The organism is Promicromonospora sp. NPDC059942 (assembly GCF_042731755.1).
Lineage (GTDB): Bacteria > Actinomycetota > Actinomycetes > Actinomycetales > Cellulomonadaceae > Promicromonospora.
In genome coordinates this window covers 1-24,290 of the sequence record NZ_JBHWLR010000026.1, presented here as the reverse complement: position 1 = coordinate 24,290, position 24,290 = coordinate 1, and the positions used below count along the sequence as shown (strand labels likewise).

Here is a 24,290-nt window from a genome sequence, read left to right as displayed (position 1 = left end):
CCCCTCATCCACTCACCTAACACGACCCCCTGGGTCGGATTTGCTTGGCGGCTATTCGCCCAAACCCTTAGGGCGAACAAATACCCAGCACTCAACGCTCGGGGCGGGGCGGGTGGTTAGCCCAGCCGCCGGGTCAGCAGGCGGCGGGGTCGTGCGGCCAGCCAGGCCGACGCGATCGCCAGGACCGGGAGGGTCACCGCCAGCCCGAGGAGCCACAACCACGGGACCTCGACGGCCCAGGCCCCCGGGATGTCCGCGGGCACCCACGGCCGCTGGAGCTGGACGAGCGCCGCGCCGAGGACTCCGCCCGCACCGAGCGCAAGGACGGTGCCGACCACGGAGATCGCCCCCGCGTGCGCCGCGACGATCATGCGGCGCGTCAGGGGCGCTGCCCCGACGGCGTCGAGCGTCGCCAGGTCCGGCCGGGACTCCACGGCGGCCAGCCCGGCCGCGAGCCACGTCACGACCAGCGCCACGAGTGCTGCCAGCAGGGCGATGACCGGAGCACCGATCGCGTCTGCCGGGGGTTCGTAACCGAGCTCGGTCCGGGCCGAGAGAAGTGTCCGGCCGTCCTCGGCCGAGCCGGTACCTTCCGCGATCGGATCGATCGCGGGCGGTATCGCGATGTCACCGAGCCGGTGCGAGAGCGCCCGCGTCTGCGCCACGGTGGGGATCGTGTCCGTCTCGACGACGAACCGTCCCACCCGTGGCTCGCCGCCGAGGGTGTCGAGCAGCGCCGGCGGCAGGAGAGGAAGGTTCGGAACGACCTCGGCACCGTCGCCGACCTCCGTGGCGGGAACGCGAACGGTGCGCACCCGGGGAGACTGGGGCGCCGTGTCCTCGGTGACCACGTCGTACGTCTGGATCCTCAGCCGGGCGGTTCCGTCCGCATCCACGCTGCCGTGCGGAACGACTGCCCTGCCGTCGCTGAGGGCCGTCACCGCGGTGTCCGCCGCCGCTCCGGTCAGGCCGAGCAGCGGCACGAGGCCGCCGTCGTCGACCACGGGCGCCGCCAGCTCGCCGGTGCCCGGCCACCATCCACCGGCTCCCGAGGTGACGACGACCGCCGTCGGCCTCCCTCCCGACGTCTCCGTGAGGACGGGGACCGGAGTGACGGCGGTGACGCCCGGGAGCACGTCCCGGACCGCCGCCTCGATCTGCGGACGGAGCTCGTCGAGGTCCAGTGCGGTGTTCGCATGGACGATCGTGGTGCCCGGCGTCGAGGCAGCCAGGTACGCGCGCTCCTGGTACCGCGCCTCGGACGTCACGAACACGAGCCCGGCGGTCGCACCGGCGACGGCGACGAGGACGGCGGCGACGGCGGGCGACGTCCGCTGCCGGTGTCTGGCGGCGTCCCTGAGGGCGAACCGGGCGGGCAGCGGGAGCCGGCCCGACACCCTGGCGAGACCGGCGACGATGCCCCCGGTGGTCAGGACGAGTCCGACCTCCGCGACGACGACGCACCAGGCAAGCAGGACGCCGCCGTCGCCGGCGCTCGCGGCGCCGACCGCGCCGGTCAGCCCGGCTCCGGCGAGGACCACCCCGAGCACGACGGCCCAGCCCTTGACGCTGTGCTCCCTGCGCCGCCCGGTCAGCGCGGCGACGACGTCGAGCCGGGCCGCGGCCCGCGCCGGCAGCCACGCCGCCGCGACGGCCACGAGCGCGCCGAGGAGCACCATGGCTCCGACCCGGGGCCAGGGCACGACCAGGGCCGTGAACTCGAAGTACCGGAGGGGGACGGTGGCGACGGCGATCCCGGCGAGGGCCGCGACCACCGATGCGCCGAGCCCGATGACGATCGCGGGGATCATGGCGAGCGCCCGGAGCGTCCGGGGCGAGGCGCCCTGTGCGGCGGCGACCGCGAGCGAGCGTTCCTGCCGCCGCGCGCTGACGGCGAAGGCCGGGCCGACGATCAGGATCCCCTCGAGCAGGGCGATGATCGTGACGGCCGCGCCGAGGGCAACCTCGTTGGCGTCGGGGCCTTCGTAGCGGTGGCCGAAGGTCTCGGCCTCCGGGGGTGGAAGGTCGGTCAGCACCTCCTGGCTGATCACCGCGACGCCGTGCTCGTTGAGCCGCAGCACGTCGTCCCAGGTCACCGGAGTAGGACCGGAGACGAACCAGTTCACCTCTCCCGAACCGGCGACGTTCACGAGCGAGGGGGACACGTCCTCGGGCGCCAGGTGCACCAGCGCGCCGGAGTCCTTGGGCAGGTGTCTGCCGAGCAGCCCCGAGACCGTCAGCGTCTCGGTGCTGCCGCCGACCCGGGTCTCGACCACGACGGTGTCGCCGACGTCGACACCGATCTGCCGGGCGACCTCACGCGAGATCGCGATCTCGCCAGGTCCGGGCGCCGCACCCGCGCGGAGCTTGAAGGCCGCGGTGACGTCGGCGTCGCTCAGATCGGTCTGCGCCAGCCTGCTGGTGAGCCCGGGCCCGGGCCCTGTCCCGTGCAGCACCACGGGAGTGGTCTCGACGGGGACGAGGCGGTCGCCCGGGGGGAGCGCCGCGGTCAGCACCTTCTCGTGCTCGGCACGCGTCGGCGGTTCGCCGGATTCCGTGTCGAGGCCCCAGGTGGCGTTCAACGCGTCGAAGGTCTGCTGCACGCGCCCGGTGCTCAGGTAGTCGAGCGAGGCCTGCAGGTCGGGGCCCAGCGACTCGTCGCGGACGGTCTCCGGGCTGTCCTTGCTCGACTCCAGGGCGGTGAACGCCGTGGTTCCCGCCAGGACCGGAACCGCCACCATCACGGCCACCAGCGCGGTGCGGCCGACGTGCCGCCGGGCGTCGCGCCGGGCAAGACGCAGCCCGATCCGCCAGCGGGCGACCACGCGGTTCAGCGTCCCGCTCATGCCTCCCACTCCATCAGGTCGGCGGGCTCGCCCAGCGGATCGGCGACACGGCCGCCGGCGTCCGTGCCGGTGACCACACCGTCCCGGAGGTGGATCGTGCGGTCCGCCCACGCCGCGTAGCGCGCGTCGTGCGTGACCAGCAGGCCCGCCGCGCCGGAGTCGACCCGGTCGCGCAGCAGGCGCAGCACGGCCTCCCCGGTGACGGAGTCGAGCGCGCCGGTCGGCTCGTCCGCGAGGACCAGCCGGCGGGGCCCGACCAGGGCTCGCGCGATCGCGACCCGCTGCTGCTGTCCGCCGGAGAGGTCCTCCGGGAACCGCCCGTGCGCGCCGTCGAGCCCGACGGCCTCCAGCGCCGCCCGGGCGCTCGCCCGCGCCGTGCGGACGGCGACGCCGTCCAGCTCCAGCGGCAGCGCGACGTTCTCCAGGGCGGTCAGCGCGGGGATCAGGTTCAGGTCCTGGAACACGTAGCCGACGTCGCGCCGCCGCACCTCGGCGCGTTGGCGCGCGTTCATCGCGGTGAGGTCGCGTCCGGCGACGAGCACCCGGCCCGACGTCGCCGAGTCGAGACCTCCCGCCACGTTGAGCAGGGTCGACTTGCCTGATCCTGACGGGCCCATCACGGCGACGAGCTCGCCCTCGCGGACCGTGAGGTCGACGCCGCCGAGCGCGTCGACCGCCGTCGGGCCGCGTCCGTGGACGCGCGTCACGTCCGTCAGCTCCAGTACCACGGTCATCGTGAGTTCCTCTTCGGTCGTTCGGTCTGGGATGGGGTGGCGACCGTCGCCTCGACGTGGTCCAGCCAGTGCGTCTCCGCCTCGACGGCGAAGATCTGGGCGTCCAGCACCAGGGCACGTGCCCGGTCGGCCAGCGGGTCCACGGCGCGTTTCGCCTGGGTCAGCGCGCGCAGCGCGCGCATGGTCTCGGACCGCTGCTCGCGGACGACGGCGGCCACGTCGATCCCGGGAACGGTCACGGCCAGCGCGATCTTGATCGCCAGCTCGTCGCGTTCCGCCTTGCCGCGGTGCACGGGCGTCGTCCACCAGCTCACGGCTTCCTCGCGGCCCGACTCCGTGAGGTGGAAGCGCTCGGCAGGGCGGCCGGCGGCGGGGACCGCCGGTGGATCGACGTCCGACGTCTCGTCGACGGTCTCGACAAGGCCGTCACGGTGCAGCCGGTTGAGCGTGGTGTACGACTGGCCGATGTTCAGCGGCCAGGAGCCGCCGGTGCGGCGTTCGAACTCCTGACGGAGCTGGTAGCCGTTCATCGGCTGTTCGCTGAGCAGGGCGAGGAAGCCCTGACGGACGGACACGGGGACCTCCAGTAGTTACCGGGTAAGTATCAGGAGGACAATACTTACCCAGTAAGCATCGCCGCGTCAACGAATCGTGGGCGATCGCACCGGAGCATGCGTCAGGCCCCCGAACCGTCGAGGGGTCCGGGGGCCTGAACGGGTGCGTCAGCCGGCCGTGCGCCGCACCACCGTGCGGCTCAGCGTCCCCGTGAGCAGGGAGTACACGGCGGAACCGATGATGATCCACACGACCGCGGCGAGGACCGCCGGCACGAGATCGGCCTGGCCGGCGAACGGCACCATCGCGAGGATCACCGTGGCGAGCGCGACCACCCAGCCGAAGAACGCCCGCGGGCGCGGTGTGCTCAGGACCAGCAGGTAGAGCACGATCGCGGCCAGGAGCGCGAAGAGCGCCCCCGCCACGACCCAGGCCATGGTGTCCGAGCCGGTGGCAAGCAGGTCGGCCTGCGGCTGGATCTCGAGGTTCAGCACCTCCTCGAGGATGAAGCTCGCGGCGAGCCCGATGAGGGCGGCCACGAGCATCGTGGCCAGGGCGCCGGCCCAGTAGCGGCCGACCTCCAGGCCGAGGCGCGGGTTCTCGGTTCCCGTCGTGACCGGCTGCACCCGCGCGTCGGCGGGCGGCTGTCCCACCGGCTGGGTCGGTGTGCCGGGTACCTGGGACTGCGGCGGATAGGCCGGCGGCGGCTGCTCGCCGTAGTCGGGGTCGTAGGGGCGGTTCGGGTCGCTCATCGCGTTACCTCCCGGTTTGTGAGCCCTAGGTCCACTAGATCACGGAACCGCCGAGGTCGCACGGGACATGTCAGACCCTCAGGTCACCCGGGGGACCTGAGGGTCTGACACGCGGGGGAGTGCCTCGGGTCAGCGCGCGCCCTGGAGGTCCAGCACCAGGTTCTTGACCGCCGCCGCCGGCACCTGGCCGGCGTCGGCCTCCACCCACTGCGACACCGCCTCGGGGATCCGCGTGTCCGAGCACAGGACGAGCGGGGTGTCCTCGGCCGAGTCGGGCAGCCGGCCGTGCGAGCCGCGCACGTAGGACGCGTCGAGCGGCGTGGTGCCCATCGCGTACCGCAGGCCGAGCTTCTTGCGCACGAGGTTCAGCCCGGCCTTGGCCTTGGCGAGCGGGTCGGCCGGGTTGAAGAACAGCTCGGCGGGGTCGTAGCCGGGCTTGCGGTGGATGTCGACGCCACGCGCGTACTCGGGCGCGCGGTCGTCGTCGAGCCAGAAGTAGTAGGTGAACCAGGCGCCGGGCTCGGCCACGACGACCAGCTCGCCCGCCCGCTCGTGGTCCAGGCCGTACTTGGCCTGCGCCTCGCGGTCGAGCACCTCGTCGACGCCGGGTACCTCGCGCAGCAGGGCCGCGACCCGGGCCAGGTCGGCGGCGTCGTCCACGTAGACGTGCGCCACCTGGTGGTCCGCGACGGCGAACGCGCGCGACGTCCACGGGTCGAGCTGCTCCCGGCCGTCCTGCACGTAGACCTCCAGGAGACCCTCGCGGCGCAGCACCCGGTTGATGTCGACGGGCCGGTTGACCGGCGAGATGCCGTACTCCGACACGGCGACGACGGTGACGCCCGCCGCCTCGGCGTCGTCCAGCAGGGGCGCGAGCGCGGCGTCCAGCTCGGCCGCGGCGCGGTCCGCCTCGGGCGAGCGCGGGCCGAACCGCTGCAGGTCGTAGTCGAGGTGCGGCAGGTACGCCGTCGTCAGGTGGGACGTCCGGGTCCGCAGCAGGTGCCGGGTCACGTCGACGATCCACTGCGTCGAGGCGATCGACGCCGTGGGCCCCCAGTACTGGAACAGCGGGAAGTCGCCGAACCGGCCCACCAGCTCGTCGTGCAGCGCCGCGGGACGCACGTACCCGTCGGCGGACTTGCGGCCGTCGGCGTGGTAGATCGGGCGCGGGGTGACCGTGACGTCCGTGGACATGCCCATCGCGTACCACCAGCACACGTTGTCGGCCTGGTAACCCGGGTCGTGCCGGCGGGCGGCCTCCCACACGTTCTCGCCGGTCACCAGCTTGTTGTGCTGCCGCCACAGGTACACGTCGCCCAGCTCGCGGAAGTACCAGCCGTTGCCGACGATCCCGTGCTGCGCCGGCATCAGCCCCGTGAGCATCGTCGACTGCACGCTGCAGGTCACCGCGGGCAGCACGGTCGCCAGCTCGGACTGCCAGCCGGACGTCGCGAGCCGACTCAGCCGCGGCATGTGCGCCAGGGCGCGGGCGGTCAGCCCGACGACGTCGAGCAGCAGGACGGGCTTCATGCGTCCACTCCTTCGGTAGCGGGGGCCGTGGTGGCAGCGGTAGCGGCGGCAGCGCGAGCGGCGCCGACCGGCGCCGCGAGCAGGTGCTCGCCGGCCCAGCGCAGCTCGGCGGCGATCCCTGCGACGAGCTCGTCGGTGCCGCCGGGCAGGGTGTCGGGCGGGAGCACCGACCAGGTGTACGTCTCGACGTCGAGGTGCGCCTCGGCGCCGTGCGGCGCCTCGCGCACCGCCGCGACGGCCTGGCGCAGCACGTCGGCGGTCGCGACCAGCGGCGCCGCGGGCTCGTGGTGCAGCGGCACGTGGAAGTGCACGCGCCACGGCCCGTCGCCCGGCAGGCCGGGCCGCCGCTGCTCGTGCCCGAGCGCCACGGGCAGGTCGTCGGACGCCAGCACGTCGCCCGACGGCGTCAGCTCGCGCACCTGGTGCAGGTAGCGCTGCTCCACGAACCGTCCGACGGCGTCCCGCGCGCCGGGCGCGGACGGGTCGGCGACCTCCAGCGCGGCCGAGGCCTGCACCTTGACCACGCGCAGGCCCGCGTCCGTGATCCGGCGGACGGCGCCGGCCGGGTCGGCGAACGAGACGGCCAGGTGGCAGGTGTCGAGGCAGACACCGACGTGCTCGGGGTCGATGCGCCGGTCGGCCGGGTACTCGGGGCCGGTGCGCGGGGCGAGCCACGCGACGACGTCCTCCACCGTGTCGAGGACGCACCCGGGCTCGGGCTCGATCGCGACCCGCACGGTGCGGCCGGTGCGCCGGGCCAGGTCGCGCAGCTCGGCGGACAGGGTGGCGAAGGCGCGGGTGGCCTCGTCGTCGTCGGCCCGCGTCCAGGGGGCGCGCCAGGCCAGCGGCAGGGTCGAGATCGACCCGTCGACGCCGTCGGGCAGCAGGTCGGCGAGCACCCGGGCGCACGCGAGCACGTAGTCCAGCCGGGCCCGCTCGGCCCAGGTGGGCGAGTACACCGCGAGCTTGACCACCTCGCGGTGGAACCCGCCGTAGGGGAAGGCGTTGAGGGTGTGCACCTGGAGCCGGTGCTCGGCGAGCGCCGCACGCAGGCGGTCGCGGTCCGCCGGGGAGGTGTCCAGGCGGTGCGCGAGCTCGGCGGGCAGCCACAGGCCGACGCCGAGCGTGTCGAGGCCGGCGGCCTCGCGCACCGGTCCGGCGTACCGGGCGAGCTGGTCGAGCACGCCGTCGAGGTCCTCGGCGGGGTGCACGTTGGTGCAGTAGGAGAGCAGCATCTGGGTCATCCCTTGTCCGGTCCGCTCAGGCCCGCGCGCCGCGCAGCACGGACGAACCCTCGAACTCGACGCCGGGCGTCGGCGGCTCGCCCGCGCTGAACCCTGGGACGGGGTCGAGCACGAGGTTGCCCGACTGCCCGTAGAAGGCGACCGGGTTGCGCCACAGCACCTGGTCGACGTCGTCCTCCGAGAAGCCGGCGGCCAGCATCGCCTCGGCGGTCCGGACGGTCTTGAGCGGGTCGGAGCGACCCCAGTCCGCGGCGGAGTTCACGATCATCCGCTCGGTCCCGTACTCCTGGAGCAGCGCGACCATGCGGTGCTCGTCCATCTTGGTGTCGGGGTAGATCGAGAACCCGGCCCACGCGCCGGCGTCGCGCACGAGGGCCACGTTGGTCTCGTTGAGGTGGTCCACCAGCACCCGCTCCGGCGCCAGCCCGGACTCGCGGACGACGTCGAGCGTGCGGTGCGTGCCGGCGAGCTTGTCGCGGTGCGGCGTGTGCACCAGGACGGGCAGCCCGGCGTCCTCGGCCATCTGGAGCTGGGCGGCGAACACCTCGTCCTCCTCGGGCGTCATCGAGTCGTACCCCACCTCGCCCACGGCCACGACGCCGTCCTTGAGCAGGTAGCGGGGCACCTCGGCGAGCACCTCGCGGCAGCGCGGGTCGTTCGCCTCCTTGGGGTTGAGCGCGATCGTCGCGTGGTGCCGGACGCCGAACTGGGCCGCCCGGAACCGCTCCCAGCCCAGCAGGGAGTCGAAGTAGTCGGTGAACGAGCCCACGCTGGTGCGCGGCTGCCCCAGCCAGAACGCCGGCTCGACGACGACGCGCACGCCCGCGGCGTACAGCGCCTCGTAGTCGTCGGTGGTGCGGCTCGTCATGTGGATGTGCGGGTCGAGGATGCGCAACGTCACTCCTTCGTGGTGCTGGGCCGGCCGGTCGCGGGCCGGTCGTTCGTGAGCCGGTCGAGGTCGTCGGGCACGGACCGGCCGGCCGCCCGGCGTTCCGCCGCGAAGTCGCGGGCCATACGGGCCAGCTCGTCGTCGGCCCGCCGGTCCAGGTCGCTCGCCGCCTCCAGGCTCACGCCCTGGAAGACGAGCTTCAGGATCGCGTGCCGCCAGGTGTGCTGGTCCAGGTACCGCGCCCCGAAGGGGCCGACGGCGGCCGCGACCAGGCTGGGGTCGTTCGTCCGCAGGGCGTCGGCGGCCAGGTCGAGGCCCGCGGTCACGGGCACGGCGGGGTCGCCCGCCGGGCCGAGGTCGCCCCGTTCGGTCAGCGCGTCGAGCCCGCGCAGCACGCCGCGCCGCTCGGCGCCGTCGCCCTGCCGGTACAGGAGCACCAGGCGGTCCGCGTAGTCCCGGTCCGCGTCCACGCCCACCGCCGTGGCCCCGCCCATGCCCACGCCGACGGCGTCCGCCAGCCCGACCACGAGCGCGGCGCGCGCGGCGTCGTCCACCGTCCCGTGCACGACGCCGCCCGGGTCGGTGTCCGGGCGCAGCGGCGCGCGCCCCACCTTCCGGGCCGCGAACGCGAACGCGCGGGTCACGCTGTCGGGATCGCGTGCGACACCGGCGAGCGCCTCGTCGAGCCAGGTGGCGCCAGGCGTGCCCGCGGGTATGCATGTGGTGACGGTCATGACAGAACCCCTTCGCTGCTGGTCGAGCCGGTGTGGGTCGAGTCGGTGTGGTTCTGGTCGGCGTGGTTCTGGTCGGCGTGGAGGCGGGAGCGGACGCCGCTGACGTCCGCCCACGCCCGCATCAGGGCGGCCCGGCTGTCGCGGGCGAGCCGGGGCGCGTCGTGGGAGTGGCGGGGCAGCTCGACGGCGGCGACCCCCGTGTAGCCGATGTCGGCGAGCGTCGCGAGCACGAGCGGCAGGTCGAGGTCGCCCTCGCCGAACGGGCGGTGCTCGTGGTGCGTGCGGGGCATGTCGTCGAGCTGCACGTTGCTCAGGTACGGCGCGGCGGCCCGCAGGGCGCCCTCGACGCCGTCCGGCTCGACCACCAGGCAGTGCCCGACGTCGACGGTGATCCCCAGCTCGGGCGGCGTCCCCAGGTCGGTCAGGAGCCGCAGCGCGTCGCCGACCGTCTCGACGAGCATCCCGGGCTCGGGCTCGAGCGAGAGCCGCACGCCGCGCTCCCCGGCGTACTCCACCAGGGCGCCGACGCGCTCGCGGAGGCGCGCCCAGCCGTCGGCGGCGCTCGCGTCGTCCGGCAGGATGCCGGAGAAGAACGAGACGCACCGGGCGTCGAGGTCCGCCGCGATCTCGACCGCGCGCTCCAGGTACCGCATCCGCAGGGCGGCGTCCCGGTCCACGAGCGTGGGCCGGTGCTTGTGCAGCGGGTCGAGCAGGTACCGGGTGCCGGTCTCCACCACCACCGCGGCCCCGGTGCCCCCGCGCATCCGCCGCAGGTGGGCGCGGAGGGTCCGGACGTCGTCTCCGGCCAGCGGCGCGAACGGGTCGAGGTGCGGAAAGCCGAGCGTGACCGCGACGGCGTCGTAGCCCACGTCGTCGAGCACGTCGAGGGTCACCCGCAGCGGATGGTCGCCGAAGCCGTTGGTGCCGTAGCCCAGCAGGAACGGGGGCCTCACGTGATGCTCACCCCGGCGCGGCCCCGCGCGCGGCCCAGCAGGCGCAGCCCCTGCCCGACGGCGGCGACGCCGGCCAGCAGCGCCGCCGTGCCCAGGCTCCCCGAGCGGGCCGCCCAGGCGGCCTGCAGCGGGACCATCGCCTGGATCCCGGCCCGGGTGGCGGTCCGCGCGTTGGCGGCCGTGGGCCGCGTGGCCGCGCACACCTGCCCGGGCAGGACGGCCGCGGCGTAGGCGGTCGCGGCGGCGACGGTGGGCCAGCGGGCGGCCGGCCGCGCCGCAGTGGCGGCGGACGGGACCGCGGCGACGACGACGGCGCCCGCGACCGTCCCGGCGGCGACAGCCCCGGCGACCTGCGGCGTCGTGCCGTGCACCTCGCCGCGGGAGAGCACGGTGACGCCCAGCGTGTGCGCGGTCAGGCCCGCGGCGGCCGGGAGCGCCGACCGCAGGCGCCCGGACGTGGCGCCGAGCAGCACGTCGAGCCCGCGGCACGCCGCCATGACGAACGGCCCGGCCGGGCGGTCCTTGGCGACCAGGTCGTAGGTCCAGACGCAGGCGGCCAGCGGCAGGGCGACGCCGAGCGCACGCCGTCCGCCCGCGAGGCCCGCGGCGGCCACGCCGCCCGCGGTGAGCGCCCCGCCGATCGCGAGCGCGGCCCGCGGCGACACCCGGCCGGACGGGATGGGCCGTTCCGGCCGCTCGACGGCGTCGACGTGCCGGTCGGCGTAGTCGTTCAGCGCCATGCCGCCGAGGTACAGGCACGCGGAGGCGACGGGCAGCAGGAGGTGCCGGGCGCGCAGCGGCGTCGGCGCGCCGGCTGCGGCACCGGTCGGGGTGCCCGCGCGTGCGGCCGCCAGCCCGGCCAGCGTGTCGCCCACGACGCTCAGGGCGGCGGGGGCCCGGACCAGCTCGGCGACGTCGGCGAGGCTGGGCGGCCCCGCCGTCAGCCGGGAGCGAGCCGGCAGCCGAGGGCTCATCGTCCGGCCCGGGCCGAGGCTTCGCGCACCCAGTCCTCGACGATGCGGGCCTGGTCGGCGGCGTCGTGCACGTCGGAGCCCCACGGGTCCTTGAAGAAGAAGCCCAGCTCCGGCACGGGCCCGCTGATCCCGGCGGCGTGCGCGAGCGCGAGCAGGCGGGCCAGGTCGAGCACGAGCGGGGCGGCGAGCATCGAGTCGTGCGCGCTCCACGTGGTCTGCAGCGTGAGCCGCGACCCGAGGAAGCCCTCGACGTGCACGTGGTCCCAGGCGACCTTGGTGTCGCCCAGGTCGGGCACGTTGTCGATGTGCAGGGGAATGGTGTCGCTGCCGGTCAGCGCCGTCAGCCCACGGTTCTTGCTGGCGAGCTTGCTGCGCACGGCGTCGGGGTCGGCGAGGGTGGCGCCATCGCCGCCGCCCAGCAGGTTGGTGCCGGCCCACGAGAGCACCTTCAGCCCGCGGGCGGCGAACGCGGGCGCCAGCACGGTGCGCAGCCACGTCTGCCCGGTCTTGCCGTCCTGCCCGGCCACGGGGATGCCGCGCTCCCGGGCGAGCCGGGTCAGCGCGGGCAGGCCCATGCCCGCCGACGGCGTGAAGGCGGCGTACGCGGCTCCGGCAAGGATCGCCGCGTACGCCGAGACGGAGGACGCGGGGAGCACCGCGCGCGCCGGGTCGGCCAGGGCCGTGAGCAGGGCATCGACGTCGTCGTGCTCGGGCACCGGCTCGACGGGCGGCTCGGTCGAGGACAGGTCGATCACGACGACCCGCGCCAGGTCGTGCCGCTCCTGGAACGACGTGATGTCGGCGGCGAGCCGCTCGGCGACCGCCTGCTGGGAGAGGGCCGCGCCGTCGGCGGTGCCCGTGCCCGTGCTTGTGCCGGTGCCCGTGCCCGGGTGCGCCGCGTGCGGGTCGTACCCGGGGCGCACCTCGGCGTCCGCCCGCTCCAGCGCGTCGTGCGTGGCCGCGAACAGCCGCGGACCGATCATGCCGGTCTCGACGAGGCACTCCGCGCGCTTGGTCATGGTGACCGAGGAGATGTCGTGCCCGCCGACCACCAGGTCGGCGAACGCGGGGAGACCCGCCGAGGCGAAGGGCTCCCGCGCGGTGACGCAGCCCGTCGGTGGGGCCTGCCCCTCGGCGATGGCCGCGAGGCCCACAGTGGCCGTACTGGCCACGGAGCCCCGGGCCCCGACGAACCAGATACCGGTCCGTTCGGAGGCATTGTGGCGTGCAGAGGCGTGGTGCATCATCGCTCCCCAGTCCGACGGCGTCGTCGCGAGCACGCTAGTCCCACTTATGGCGATTAGCAAACAAAAGTTCAGAGTTGTTCGCGATAAGCGAGATTCCCGACAAGGCCGTTGTTACCGGGTCAGGCCGCCACGGGCGTCGCGGAGCGGGCTGCTGCCCCCGCTTCTGGACACCACTTCCGCGTGCCGCCGCGCTGTGGCACTATGACCCGCATGACTGAGTGCCTCACCCCGAGCTCCACCCTGCGACAGGTGATCATCATTTCGTAGCGCGTCCGGCGACACCCCACCGGACGCGCAGACCTTCCACACCCGGAGGGTCTTTTTTTGTTGGTCCGACGACCCGGCTCCGAGCCCGGCCGCCGGACACATCGCCAGACACATCGTTGGGAGCATCGATGACCACCGCCTCGTTCCAGGTGTACGACACGACGCTGCGTGACGGCGCGCAGCAGGAGGGCATGAACCTCTCCGTCTCCGACAAGCTCGCGATCGCCGCGCTGCTCGACGAGCTCGGCGTGGGCTACATCGAGGGCGGCTGGCCGGGGGCGGTACCCAAGGACACCGACTTCTTCGCCCGTGCCGCCACCGAGCTCACCCTGAAGAACGCGGTGCTCGCGGCCTTCGGCGCCACCCGCCGGGCCGGCGCCCGCGCGGGCGACGACCCGCAGGTACGGGCCCTGCTCGACGCGAGCACCCCCGTGGTCACGCTCGTGGCCAAGTCGGACGTGCGGCACGTCGAGCGCGCCCTGAAGACGACCCGCGCCGAGAACCTCGCCATGATCGCCGACACCGTCTCCTTCCTCGTCGCCGAGGGGCGCCGGGTGGTGCTGGACGCGGAGCACTTCTTCGACGGCTACCGCTACGACCCGCAGTACGCGACCAGCGCCGTCCACACCGCGTTCGAGGCCGGCGCCGAGGTGGTCACCCTGTGCGACACCAACGGCGGCATGCTGCCCACCTGGGTCAGCGAGATCGTCGGCGAGCTGCGGGCGAGCACCACCGTCGGGCCGGACCAGCGGTTCGGCATGCACGCGCACAACGACACCGGCTGCGCCGTGGCCAACTCGCTCGCCGCCGTCGAGGCGGGGGCCACCCACGTGCAGGGCACGGTCAACGGGTACGGCGAGCGCACCGGCAATGCCGACCTGGTCACGGTCGTGGCCAACCTGGAGCTCAAGCGCGAGATGTCCCTGCTGGCGGACGGCGGCCTGCGCGAGGCCGCCCGGATCTCGCACGCCATCAGCGAGCTCACGAACATCTCGCCGTTCGCCCGGCAGCCCTACGTGGGGGCGAGCGCGTTCGCCCACAAGGGCGGCCTGCACGCCAGCGCCATCCGGGTGGACCCGGACATGTACCAGCACACCGACCCGACGCTGGTGGGCAACGACATGCGGATGCTCGTGTCCGACATGGCGGGCCGTGCCTCGATCGAGCTCAAGGGCCGCGAGCTCGGCTTCGACCTGGCCGGCCAGGGCGAGCTGCTCTCCCGGGTCACGAACCGCGTGAAGGAAGACGAGGCCGCGGGCTACACCTTCGAGGCGGCCGACGCGTCGTTCGAGCTGCTGCTGCTGTCCGAGCTGGGCCAGCGGCCCGACTTCTTCACCGTCGAGTCGTGGCGCACCATCGTGGAGACCGTCCCCGCGGGAGCGGCCCCGCCGTCGGTCCACGCCCCCGACGCCGCGGCGGTCGCCGAGGCGACCGTCAAGATCCGGGCGGGCGGCGAGCGGATCGTGACGACGGGGGAGGGCAACGGCCCGGTCAACGCGCTGGACCAGGCGCTGCGCACCGCGCTGTCGCGGGTCTACCCGGAGCTCGCGCGGTTCGAGCTGATCGACTTCAAGGTGCGGATCCTCGACACCGAGCTCGGCACCGACGCGATCACGCGGGTGCTCATCGACACCAGCGACGGCGAGCGGTCCTGGTCGACGGTCGGCGTCGGCCCCAACGTGGTCGAGGCCGCGTGGGAGGCGGTCACGGAGGCGTACGTCTACGGCCTCCTGAAGTCGGACGTGGAGCCGCGCCCCTGACCCCAAAACGTTGAGTGCGGGGTATCTGCGGGATCAACGGCTGTTGATCCGCAGATACCCCGCACTCAACGAGGTGGAGAGGGGTCAGGCGACCGGGGCCGCCGGGGCCGCGGCGCGGTCCACCTTGGTGGTCCCGAAGTCGAGGCGCTGGTCGCGCACCGCGTCGTACGTCGCCTTGATGGCGATCGACGAGCGGTCGTAGGTGCGCTGGGCGACGCGGACGAACAGGTAGTCCACGACCGTGAGCTGCGCGATGCGGCTCGACATGGCGCCCACCCGGAACTGCGTCTCGCGGGCGGTCGTCGCCAGGACGACGTCGGACACGAGGCCGATAGGCGCGTCCGGGAAGTTCGTGATCGCCGCCGTGAGGGCGCCGCGCTTGCGGGCGATCTCCAGGGCCTGGTTGGTCTCGCGCGTCTGGCCCGAGTGTGAGACCGCCACGGCGACGTTGCCCGGCTCGAGCAGCGCCGACGAGGCGAGCTGCTGGTGCGGGTCCGGCGAGCTGAACACGAAGACGCCGATGCGCTGCAGCTTCATCGCGAGGTCGGCGGCGGCGAGGTTGGACGACCCGACGCCGTAGACGTCGACCCGCTTGGCCTCGGAGATCGCCGTGGCGACACGCTCGATCGCGTCCGTGTCGATCATGCGGGCGGTCTCTTCGATGGTGCGCGCCTCGTGGAACGCGATCTTGGAGACGACGGCCTCGATGTCGTCGGTCTGGTTGATCTCGCCCTCGGCGATGCCGGACCGCTCCATCTCGACCTCGCGGCGGCTGGTCGCCTGCGCCAGGTCGATCCGGAACTCGGGGTAGCCGGCGTAGCCGACGGCGCGGCAGAACCGCACGACGGTGGCCTGTGACGTGTCCGCGTGCCCGGCGAGCTCGGTGATGGTCGACTGGACGACGGTGTTCGGGTCGTCGAGGACCGTCTGCGCGACTCTCGCCTCCGCTGGCCGCAGCGTCGGCAGTGCGCGCCTGAGTCGGACGAGGACGTCACCTGTCATGTCGCATCTCCCGGGATGGTGTGGTGAGGCTGGGTCGAGAACATACACCCGTACCGGGGATCCGGGCACAGCACATCAGTGAAGGACGATGCGGGTGAACTGCCGTCGTTCACTGAAGCTCGTCACCGGGCAGGTCGGTCGCCGAGAGCTGAGCGGTGAGGATGTCGGTGCCGCCCACGTCCTCAGGGGTGTCACGGCTGGTGTGGTGGCCGTCGACGCGGATGGTGAGCCACGGCCGGAACCCCGTCACGGAGTGGGGCGCCTCGCGCAGCCGGCGGGCCAGGTGGAGCGCGCCGTCCAGCGGGGAGCCTCCGCTCGGCACGAGCGAGACGTCGGGGCGGTCCTCGGAGAGGTGCTTGGTGAGCGACACCGTGAGCGGTGACTCCTCCTGGACCAGGCGACCGGTCGTGGAGGCCAGCGGCGGGATGTCGCGGCCGAGCGCGCTCGCCAGCGTGTCGGCGAGGTGCCGCCCGGCCTCCTCAAGGATCCGGATCGACGTGGGGTCACCCTCGCCCGCGGCGATCATCACCTCGGGTGCCATCGACGCGAGCTGCTTGGCGCGCTCCGCGTTCTTGTAGAACTGGTTGGGCCAGCTCTCGATGAGGCCGAACTTGGCGACGGCCGCCTCGAGCAGGCGCTTCGACGCACCACGGCTCGCGCCGTCGTGGTACCGGCCCGCGGCGCGCAGCGCCTCGCCGCCGACCCAGACGCCCGCGCCCAGGTCGCCGAGCAGGTGTCCCCAGCCGTCCGCGCGGCGCCAGCGGTTCACGCCGTCGTAGCCGAACGCCACGGCGCCCGTGCCGACCGACAGCACGGCTCCGGCGCGCCCGCGCAGGGCGCCGAGGTGTGCGGTGAGTGCGTCACCCGCCACGGCGGTGCGGTTGGTCCGCAGCTCGCGGGCAAGGATGTCGTGGATCTCGAGCGGCTTCTCGACCAGCGAGGTCAGGCCGGTGATGCCGACCGCCGCGGAGGAGACGGGCGCGGTGCTGCCGTCGCTCATGCCGTGGTGGCCCATGCGGGCGGCCCACGCGTTGAACGACTGGCACAGGGAGGCGACGACGGCCGAGGCGTCGCTGCCGTGATGGTTGACCTTGACGGCGCGGCCGCTGAGGCTGATCCGCTCGGGGTTCACGGAGTTGCCGAACTCTGCGACCAGGCGCGAGCCACTGCCGCCTACGTCGAGAGCGACGACCCAGGCATCAAGGCCTTCGACCGCCACTCCATCAAATCCCTGTGAGTGTTCCGACACCAGGTCATTCTGACACGAAACCAGGGCAAGGTTGTCTAAAGAGAAGAGGAAATTCTGGTCTGTTCTGACGCCTCTTCTCGCCAAATATCGGACGTGCCCGACGTCGGACCTCACCTTCCGTACCCAAGGCTCGCTCCGACGTCGGACACCACAGGCACCGTCGCCTACTGTGAACACGTGCGAGGAGAGTTCAAGGTTCCACTCGGAAAGCTGGTTCGTGTCGAGACCCAGGTGGACGGGGCGGCCGGTCCGCCCGGCCGGCTGACGGGCACCAGGGTGAGCGGGGACTTCTTCCTCGAGCCCGACGAGGCGCTGGAGGCCATGGGCGCGGCCCTCGACGGGATGCCCGCCGACGCGTCGAAGGCGCAGCTCGCCGAGGCCGTGCGCGGGGCCCTCGACGGCGCCACCGCGGTGGGCTTCGACGCGGACGCCGTGGCGGTCGCCGCCCGCCGCGCGCTCGGCCACGCGACGGCCTGGGAGGACCACGAGTTCCAGGTGATCCGCACCCCCGCGGTCTCGCCTCTGCTCAACGTCGCGCTCGACCAGGTGCTCACCGAGGAGCTGGGTGCCGGACGGCGCGGGCCGACCTTGCGGTTCTGGGAGTGGGACGAGTCCGCGGTGATCATCGGATCGTTCCAGTCGCTGCGCAACGAGGTGGACTCCGCGGGCGCCGCACGGCACGGCGCCCGCGTGATCAGGCGGATCTCCGGCGGTGGGGCCATGTTCATGGAGCCCGGCAACACCATCTCGTACTCCCTGTACGTGCCGGGCTCGCTCGTCGATGGGCTGAGCTTCGAACGGTCCTACGCGTTCCTCGACGACTGGGTGATCGGCGCCCTCCACGGCCTCGGCATCGACGCCACGTACGTGCCGCTCAACGACATCGCCTCGCCCGCCGGCAAGATCGCCGGCGCCGCCCAGAAGCGGCTCGCCGGGGGCGCCGTGCTGCACCACGCGACCATGGCCTACGACATGGACGCCGGCAAGATGACCGACGTCCTGCGCATCGGGCGCGAGAAGCTCAGCGACAAGGGCACCCGCAGCGCCAACAAGCGCGTGGACCCGCTGCGCTCGCAGACGGGGCTCAGCCGGGCCGAGGTGATCGACGCGCTCGAGGCGTCGTTCCGCGAGCGGTACCGCACCGTGCCGGGCGAGGTCACGCCGGACGAGTGGGCGCTGGCGCGGGAACTGGTCGAGTCGAAGTTCGGCACTCCGGAATGGACCGCGCGCGTGCCTTAGCGGCGGGTGAAAGGGGGCGTGCCATGATGGGCAATCACGGTTTGGTAACACCCCTAGCATGCACTTCACCCGGTCAGTAATCTCCACGCAATGCCGCGTATTGGGAAGTTCATTTCTCAGAAATACCACTTGGCTACTCTCGCGGCGCCCGGCGCAGGACCAGCGGAAGGAAGCCGAAGGATGACTCGAGCGATGCGACGGCCCGTGGCGGCAGCCACCGGAGCACTGCTTCTCGCGGCCACGACGGCCGCCTGCGGCGGCGGCAGCGGGGGCGACAGCGAGGGGGACGGCACCCTCAGCGTGTGGATCATGCAGGGCACCAACCCTGACGCGGAGGACTTCTTCGCGGACGTCTCGACCGCGTTCGAGGAGGAGACCGGGGCGACGCTCGACGTCGAGTTCGTCGAGTGGGGCGACGCCCACGACCGGTTCGTCACCTCCATCGCGGGCGGGACCACCCCCGACGTCGCCGAGACAGGCACCACCTGGACCCCCGAGTTCGCCGACGCCGGCGCGCTCGCCCCGCTGGACGAGTACGTGGACACGGCCGGGGTCACCGACGACCTCGTCGAGGGCCTGGTCGACGCCGGCACCTACGACGGGCAGCTCTACGGCATGCCCTGGTACGCCGGTGTGCGCTCGCTGGTCTACAACACGGAGCTGTTCGAGCAGGCCGGCGTCGAGCCGCCCACCACGTGGGCCGAGATCGAGGACGCCGCGGCGGCGCTCAAGAAGGAGTTCCCCGACAAGATCGCCGTCGCCGTGCCCGGCGACGCCGAGTTCACGGTCTACCCGTGGGTGTGGGGCGCCGGCGGCGAGGTCGCCACGCTCGACGGCGACACCTGGACCTCGGGCCTCGACAGCCCCGAGGCGCAGGAGGGCATCGGGTTCTGGACGGGGCTGGCCACCGAGGGCGACTACTCGTCGGCCGGCGCCACCACGTGGCGCGAGACCGACGTGCTCGACTCCTTCGCCGCGGGCGACGTCGGGATGGCGGTCATGGGCTCCTGGACGCCGGGGGCGATCGTCGAGGCCAACGCGGACATGGAGGGCAAGTTCGCCGCCGTGCCGATCCCGGGCCAGGAGGGCGGCATCGCGCCGTCGGTCCTGGGCGGCTCGCACCTGAGCGTCTTCGAGACGGCCGACGACAAGGACCTGGCCTGGACGTTCGTCGAGATGATGACCACCGGCGAGTTCGCGCAGCAGTGGGCCGAGCAGTCCGGGTACTTCCCCGGCCAGGTGTCCCTGCTCGACGAGACGCTGGAGAGCACCGACCCGCTGGTCGCGCCGTTCGCCGAGCAGTTCGTGGACGGCGGCGCCTCGGTGCCGGCCGCGCCCACCTACGGCGCGGTGCAGGCCAAGGCCACCACGAGCACGATGATGCAGTCGATCCTCTCCGGGGACGCGGACGTCGCCGAGGCGAGCACGGCCGCCGCCGAGGAGATGACCGGCCTGCTGAACGGTTCCGAGTGACCCTTGGCTGACACCCTGGCGACAGCCACCGTTCCACGCCTGGGCAGGGCCAGGGCCGCCGTCGTGCGGCCCTGGCTGCTGCTCGCCCCCGCCCTGGCCGTCCTGGCGGTGCTGCTGCTGTGGCCCCTGGTGCGGGTGTTCCTCTTCTCGCTGCAGGACTACGGCCTGCGGGAGATCACGACCGGCGAGCCGAACTGGATCGGCCTGGAGAACTTCCGCGAGATCCTGGCGACGCCCGAGCTGTGGACGGTGGTGCTGCCCAACACCGTCGGGTTCGCGGTGCTGTCCGTGGCGGGCACCGTCGCGTTCGGCACGGCCGTCGCGGTGCTGCTCTCCTCGCTCGGCACGTTCTGGCGCACCGTCACCTCCAGCGCGATCATGGCGGCCTGGGCCATGCCCGCCGTCACCGGCACGTACGTGTGGGTGTGGATCTTCGACGCCGACCGCGGGGTCTTCAACGACGTCCTGATGAGCCTCGGGCTGCTGGACGACCCGACCAACTGGTTCACCAACCGGTGGACCTTCTACGCGATCGTGCTGCTCAACGTGATCCACCACGGCTTCCCGTTCGTCGCGGTGACCGTGCTCGCGGGGCTGCTCGGGGTGCCGAAGGAGATGCTGGAGGCCGCCGAGATGGACGGCGCCGGGTCGTTCCGCCGGTTCTTCTCGATCGTCGTGCCGCAGCTCCGGCAGGTGTTCGCCGTCGTGATCATCCTGTCGACCATCTGGGACTTCAAGGTGTTCGCGCAGGTCTACCTGATGCCCGGCGGCGCAGGGTCCAACCGGTCGGTGCTCAACCTGGGGGTGTGGTCGTACGTCGAGTCGTTCGGGCAGAACCGCTACGGCTTCGGCTCGGCCATCGCGGTGCTGCTGACGGTGCTGCTGCTCGTCATCACCGCCGTCTACGTGCGCACCGTGCTGGCGGAGGAGGAACGATGACCACCACCCGCCAGGGCTCGGCCGGCCACGTACGGGCGACCAGCGGCGCGCTCGCCCGGCCCGCCCGTCGTCCGCTGCGCCGCACCGCGCGCCGGTCGCCCCTGCGGCAGCTCGGCAAGGGCGTGCTCGTCGCCCTGCTGCTCGTGTTCACGCTGTTCCCCGTCTACTGGATGCTGAACAGCTCGCTCGACGCGCAGGCCGGGCACACCTCCAGCTTCTGGCCCGCCGAGCCCACGCTCGACCACTACGTGTTCGTGCTGACGGAGGGCGGGTTCGGCACCTTCCTGCGCAACTCGCTGCTCGTCGCGCTCGGCACGGTCCTCATCTCCTCGGCGCTCGCGCTGCTGGCGTCCGTGGCGGTGGCCCGCTTCCGGTTCCGGATGCGCACCCAGATCCTCATGCTGGTGCTCATCGTGCAGATGGTGCCGCTCGAGGCGCTCGTCATCCCGCTGTTCGTGCAGGTCCGCGACCTCCAGCTCCTGGAGACCCTGACCGGCCTCATCGTGGTCTACGTCGCCCTCGCCCTGCCGTTCGGGATCTGGATGCTGCGCGGGTTCGTCGCGGCGGTCCCCGTCGAGCTGGAGGAGGCCGCCTACCTCGACGGCGCGAGCTGGGGCCGCATGTTCTGGTCGGTCCTGCTGCCGCTGGTGGCACCCGGCCTGGTCGCCACCAGCATCTTCGGCTTCATCACGGCGTGGAACGAGTTCATCTTCGCGATGACGATGCTCGGCGGGGCGACCGAGAACTACACGGTGGCGATCGGCCTGCGCTCGTTCTTCGGCATCCACTCCAACGACTGGGGCGCCATCATGGCGGCCTCCACCATCATCACCGTGCCCGTGATGGTCTTCTTCATCCTGGTCCAGCGCCGGCTCGCCTCGGGCCTGACGGCGGGGGCCGTGAAGGAATGAGCGACGCACCGACGGAGGAGCCGGGGCCGCAAGCCGGGCCCGAACCTGACGGGCCCGAACCTGATCGGCCCGAACCCGGTCGCATCGAGCGCGCCGTCAACGGCGTGCTCCTGCCGGGGTTCGAGAACGCTGCCGGCCCCGGCGGGCCCGGCAGCGCCGGCGTGCCCGCCTGGCTGGCCGACGCCGCCCGCGCCGGCCTGGCCGGCGTCGTCTACTTCGCGCGCAACACGCCCGACGTCGCCACCACGGCCGCGCTGTCCGCGGCGCTGCACGCGATCTCGCCCGACCTGGTGATCGCCGTCGACGAGGAGGGCGGCGACGTGTCGCGGCTGGAGGCCACCCGCGGCTCGTCCCTGCCCGGCGCGGCGGCGCTCGGCGTGCTGCCGGGCGGCGCGATCTCGCTCGACGCCGGCCGGGCGCTGGGCCGCGTGCTCGCCGCGACCGGCATCGACCTGCTGCTGGGCCCGGTGCTCGACGTCGTCTCCGCGCCCGACAACCCGGTGATCGGCGTGCGTGCCTTCGGCACCACGCCCGACGACGTCGCCCGGCACGGCATCGCGTTCGCCCGCGGCGTGCGCAGCGCGGGCGTCGGTGTGTGCGGCAAGCACTTCCCTGGCCACGGCGCCACCACCGTGGACTCCCACCTTGGTCTGCCGGTCGTCGACGAGCCGCTCGACGTCGTCCGCGACCGCGACCTCGTCCCGTTCGCGCGGGCCCTGTGCCCCGAGGGGCGGCTCGACGGGTCGCAGGACGAACCGTCGCGGCGCGACCAGTCCCGGCTCGACGCCGTCATGACCGCGCACGTGCTGTTCCCCGCCGTCGGACCGGCGCCCGCGTCGATCGAGCAGGCGGCGACGCGCCTGCTGCGGGAGCTCGGTCACGACGGGCCCGTCGTGACAGACGCGCTCGACATGGGCGCGCTGCGCGAGCTCACCGGCTCGGTCGGCGAGGCCGCCGTCCGCGCCGTCGAGGCCGGCGCGGACCTGCTCTGCCTCGGCCTCGACCCCGCCCTGTACACCGAGTCCTACGACGCCCTGAGCCGGGCTGTCGCCGGCGGGCGCGTGAGCGTCGAGCGGCTCGAGGAGTCCGGGGCACGGACGCGCGCGCTCGCGGCCGCGGTCCGCGCCCGGCGTGCCGCCGTCGGCGCGGCGACCGACGCCGACGCCGCACGGCAGGCGCTCGCGGACCTCGCCGAGCTGGGCGCGGGCATCGCGGACGCCGTCGTGCGGGTGCGGGGCGCGCACCTGGTGCCGCTCGCGCCGGACGCCCGGCCCGACGTCGTCGACCTGCGCGTGCGGCTGGACCACGCCGCCGGACGCAAGGCCCGGCACGTCCAGACGGCGATCGCCGATGTCTGGCCGGGGGCGCGGCAGTGGCCCGGGGCGGATGCTGCCGACGCGCCGCGGGACGGGCTGCCGGACGGGCTGCCGGACGGGCTGCCCGAAGGTTCGCCCGAAGCTCGCCCCGGAACCCTGCCCGAGCCCCTGTCGAAGGGGCTCGGACTGGACGATGATGGACTTGGAGTGCTTATTGCCCGATTCACCCGGTACGGTGTATCGGCGGATCTCGACAGAACCGGTACCGAACGTGGCGCAGAATTTCCTGAAGGCGCTCCGCTCCGGGCCGAACCGCTCGTCGTGATCACCCGCGAACCCGTACCGGGTTCGGCCGAACGGGGCCGGCTGGAGCGGCTCTGGGCGGTGCGCCCGGATCTGGTGGTGGTGCACACGGGACTTCCCGGACCGGTCGGCGACTGGTTCGGGACGCTGAGCGGTGGTGGCCCGGCGGTCGTGGTGGCGTGCGGGACAGGTCGGGCGAACGCGGCAGCGGCCGTCCAGCGCCTGCGGGGCGTGGGGCCGCGGAACGAGATCGAGCAGTACGAGCACGAGCAGTACCAGCACGAGCAGTACCAGCACGAGCAGTACGAGCACGAAGTCCAAGAGCACAGCGCAAGCAGAACGAAGGGGGCTCGCCGATGATCGCGGAGGCGGGATTCGAACGGCACGCACAGTCGGCGCCGCGCCCGGTCTCACCCACCGAGGAGCGCAACCCGCGCACCCGTGACATCGACGTGGTCTCCACGGCGGACATGGTGCGCATGATCACCGACGAGGACGCCGCCGTCATCGCCGCGGTACGCGCGGCGCACCCGCGCATCGTGGAGGCGATCGACCTGGCGGTGGACGGCATCCGCGCCGGCGGCCGGGTGCACTACGTCGGGTCGGGCACGTCGGGCCGGATGGGCCTGCTGGACGCCGCGGAGCTCCTGCCCACGTACGGCGTGGGCGAGGAGATGTTCGTGCCGCACCTGGCGGGCGGCCTGGGCGCCTTCAAGAAGGCGGCCGAGGGCGCGGAGGACGACGTCGAGGCCGGCGCCGCGCTCGTGTCCGACGTCGGGCCGGCGGACGTCGTGTTCGGCATCGCCGCCAGCGGCAACACCCCGTACGTCGGGGGAGCGCTCGACATGGGCCGCGCCCGCGGGGCGCGGACCGTGCTGCTCGCGTCGAACCCGTTCGCCGCCCTGGCGCCGAAGGCCGACGTGCCGATCCTGGTGAACACCGGGCCGGAGGCCATCACGGGCTCCACCCGCATGAAGGCGGGCACCGCCCAGAAGATGGTGCTCAACACCTTCTCGACGGCGGTCATGGTGCGGCTCGGGAAGACCTACTCGAACCTCATGGTCGAGGTGCTCGCGACCAACGAGAAGCTGCGCAAGCGCCTGGTGCGCCTGCTCACGCAGGCCACGGACCTGGAGTCCGACGTGTGCGCGAACGCGCTCGCGGCGACCGACGGCGACCTGCGGGCCGCCCTCGTGATGCTCGTGGCGGGCGTGGACCGGTCGGCGGCGCTGACGGCGCTGACCGTCGAGCCGGGACGGTTCAGCGGGCCGTCGGTGCGCGAGGCGCTCGCGCGGCTGGGGATCGAGCCGGCCTGATCGGGCGCGGTTGCCGAGGTCGGTAGTCGGCTTCGAGATCGGCACAGGCGTGTGCCG

20 protein-coding genes are annotated in these 24,290 nt (G+C 73.3%); 7 read left to right on the top strand and 13 right to left on the bottom strand.

Annotation, left to right across the window (positions count from 1 at the left end):
- Positions 1 to 116 precede the first annotated feature (116 nt).
- The 11 genes from ACFV9Q_RS26400 to ACFV9Q_RS26350 all read right to left on the bottom strand — a co-directional run bounded on the left by ACFV9Q_RS26400 (position 117) and on the right by ACFV9Q_RS26350 (position 12,455).
- Complete coding sequence (locus tag ACFV9Q_RS26400; protein WP_377236886.1) at positions 117 to 2,846, bottom strand: FtsX-like permease family protein; 2,730 nt, start codon at positions 2,844 to 2,846, stop codon at positions 117 to 119.
- The gene (locus tag ACFV9Q_RS26395; RefSeq protein WP_377236885.1) at positions 2,843 to 3,580 is read right to left on the bottom strand and encodes an ABC transporter ATP-binding protein; all 738 of its coding nucleotides are present in this window, start codon (positions 3,578 to 3,580) and stop codon (positions 2,843 to 2,845) included. The genes ACFV9Q_RS26400 and ACFV9Q_RS26395 overlap by 4 nt, the downstream gene beginning before the upstream one ends.
- Positions 3,577 to 4,155, bottom strand: a complete 579-nt coding sequence (locus tag ACFV9Q_RS26390; protein ID WP_377236884.1) for a PadR family transcriptional regulator — start codon at positions 4,153 to 4,155, stop codon at positions 3,577 to 3,579. The genes ACFV9Q_RS26395 and ACFV9Q_RS26390 overlap by 4 nt, the downstream gene beginning before the upstream one ends.
- A 147-nt stretch (positions 4,156 to 4,302) precedes the next feature.
- A complete protein-coding gene (locus ACFV9Q_RS26385) occupies positions 4,303 to 4,887 on the bottom strand; it encodes a hypothetical protein (RefSeq protein ID WP_377236883.1) in 585 nt (194 codons plus the stop codon).
- 129 nt (positions 4,888 to 5,016) lie between these two features.
- Complete coding sequence (locus ACFV9Q_RS26380; protein WP_377236882.1) at positions 5,017 to 6,417, bottom strand: alkaline phosphatase family protein; 1,401 nt, start codon at positions 6,415 to 6,417, stop codon at positions 5,017 to 5,019.
- Entirely contained in the window at positions 6,414 to 7,661 is a 1,248-nt protein-coding gene (gene eboE / locus ACFV9Q_RS26375; protein WP_377236881.1) for a metabolite traffic protein EboE, read from the bottom strand. Before eboE ends, ACFV9Q_RS26380 begins: the two co-directional genes overlap by 4 nt.
- 16 nt (positions 7,662 to 7,677) lie before the next feature.
- Complete coding sequence (locus tag ACFV9Q_RS26370; RefSeq protein ID WP_377228670.1) at positions 7,678 to 8,562, bottom strand: TatD family hydrolase; 885 nt, start codon at positions 8,560 to 8,562, stop codon at positions 7,678 to 7,680.
- Positions 8,559 to 9,284: an EboA domain-containing protein gene (locus tag ACFV9Q_RS26365; protein ID WP_377236880.1), complete on the bottom strand. Its 726-nt coding sequence runs from the start codon at positions 9,282 to 9,284 to the stop codon at positions 8,559 to 8,561. Before ACFV9Q_RS26365 ends, ACFV9Q_RS26370 begins: the two co-directional genes overlap by 4 nt.
- Positions 9,281 to 10,237: a sugar phosphate isomerase/epimerase family protein gene (locus ACFV9Q_RS26360; RefSeq protein ID WP_377236879.1), complete on the bottom strand. Its 957-nt coding sequence runs from the start codon at positions 10,235 to 10,237 to the stop codon at positions 9,281 to 9,283. The genes ACFV9Q_RS26365 and ACFV9Q_RS26360 overlap by 4 nt, the downstream gene beginning before the upstream one ends.
- Entirely contained in the window at positions 10,234 to 11,211 is a 978-nt protein-coding gene (locus ACFV9Q_RS26355) for an SCO3242 family prenyltransferase (protein WP_377236878.1), read from the bottom strand. Before ACFV9Q_RS26355 ends, ACFV9Q_RS26360 begins: the two co-directional genes overlap by 4 nt.
- Positions 11,208 to 12,455 carry an inositol-3-phosphate synthase gene (locus ACFV9Q_RS26350; RefSeq protein ID WP_377236917.1) on the bottom strand — a complete coding sequence of 416 codons (1,248 nt, stop codon included), beginning with the start codon at positions 12,453 to 12,455 and terminating at the stop codon, positions 11,208 to 11,210. The genes ACFV9Q_RS26355 and ACFV9Q_RS26350 overlap by 4 nt, the downstream gene beginning before the upstream one ends.
- A gap of 398 nt (positions 12,456 to 12,853) precedes the next feature.
- Between ACFV9Q_RS26350 and cimA the strand changes: the two genes are divergently transcribed.
- Entirely contained in the window at positions 12,854 to 14,485 is a 1,632-nt protein-coding gene (cimA, locus tag ACFV9Q_RS26345) for a citramalate synthase (protein ID WP_377236877.1), read from the top strand.
- Between the two features lie 84 nt (positions 14,486 to 14,569).
- On the opposite strand, the gene ACFV9Q_RS26340 is transcribed toward cimA, so the two are convergent.
- A complete protein-coding gene (locus ACFV9Q_RS26340) occupies positions 14,570 to 15,487 on the bottom strand; it encodes a MurR/RpiR family transcriptional regulator (protein WP_377228658.1) in 918 nt (305 codons plus the stop codon).
- 109 nt (positions 15,488 to 15,596) lie between these two features.
- Positions 15,597 to 16,706: an N-acetylglucosamine kinase gene (locus ACFV9Q_RS26335; protein WP_377236876.1), complete on the bottom strand. Its 1,110-nt coding sequence runs from the start codon at positions 16,704 to 16,706 to the stop codon at positions 15,597 to 15,599.
- Positions 16,707 to 16,913: 207 nt separating this feature from the next.
- Between ACFV9Q_RS26335 and ACFV9Q_RS26330 the strand changes: the two genes are divergently transcribed.
- The 6 genes from ACFV9Q_RS26330 to murQ all read left to right on the top strand — a co-directional run bounded on the left by ACFV9Q_RS26330 (position 16,914) and on the right by murQ (position 24,233).
- A complete protein-coding gene (locus ACFV9Q_RS26330) occupies positions 16,914 to 17,975 on the top strand; it encodes a biotin/lipoate A/B protein ligase family protein (RefSeq protein WP_377236875.1) in 1,062 nt (353 codons plus the stop codon).
- A gap of 192 nt (positions 17,976 to 18,167) precedes the next feature.
- Complete coding sequence (locus ACFV9Q_RS26325) at positions 18,168 to 19,448, top strand: sugar ABC transporter substrate-binding protein (RefSeq protein ID WP_377236874.1); 1,281 nt, start codon at positions 18,168 to 18,170, stop codon at positions 19,446 to 19,448.
- A 15-nt stretch (positions 19,449 to 19,463) separates the two neighbouring features.
- A complete protein-coding gene (locus tag ACFV9Q_RS26320; RefSeq protein ID WP_377236916.1) occupies positions 19,464 to 20,387 on the top strand; it encodes a carbohydrate ABC transporter permease in 924 nt (307 codons plus the stop codon).
- Positions 20,384 to 21,298, top strand: a complete 915-nt coding sequence (locus ACFV9Q_RS26315; protein ID WP_377236873.1) for a carbohydrate ABC transporter permease — start codon at positions 20,384 to 20,386, stop codon at positions 21,296 to 21,298. Before ACFV9Q_RS26320 ends, ACFV9Q_RS26315 begins: the two co-directional genes overlap by 4 nt.
- Positions 21,295 to 23,277: a glycoside hydrolase family 3 N-terminal domain-containing protein gene (locus tag ACFV9Q_RS26310; RefSeq protein ID WP_377236872.1), complete on the top strand. Its 1,983-nt coding sequence runs from the start codon at positions 21,295 to 21,297 to the stop codon at positions 23,275 to 23,277. The genes ACFV9Q_RS26315 and ACFV9Q_RS26310 overlap by 4 nt, the downstream gene beginning before the upstream one ends.
- Positions 23,274 to 24,233: an N-acetylmuramic acid 6-phosphate etherase gene (gene murQ / locus ACFV9Q_RS26305; RefSeq protein WP_377228652.1), complete on the top strand. Its 960-nt coding sequence runs from the start codon at positions 23,274 to 23,276 to the stop codon at positions 24,231 to 24,233. The genes ACFV9Q_RS26310 and murQ overlap by 4 nt, the downstream gene beginning before the upstream one ends.
- The last annotated feature ends 57 nt before the right edge of the window (positions 24,234 to 24,290 follow it).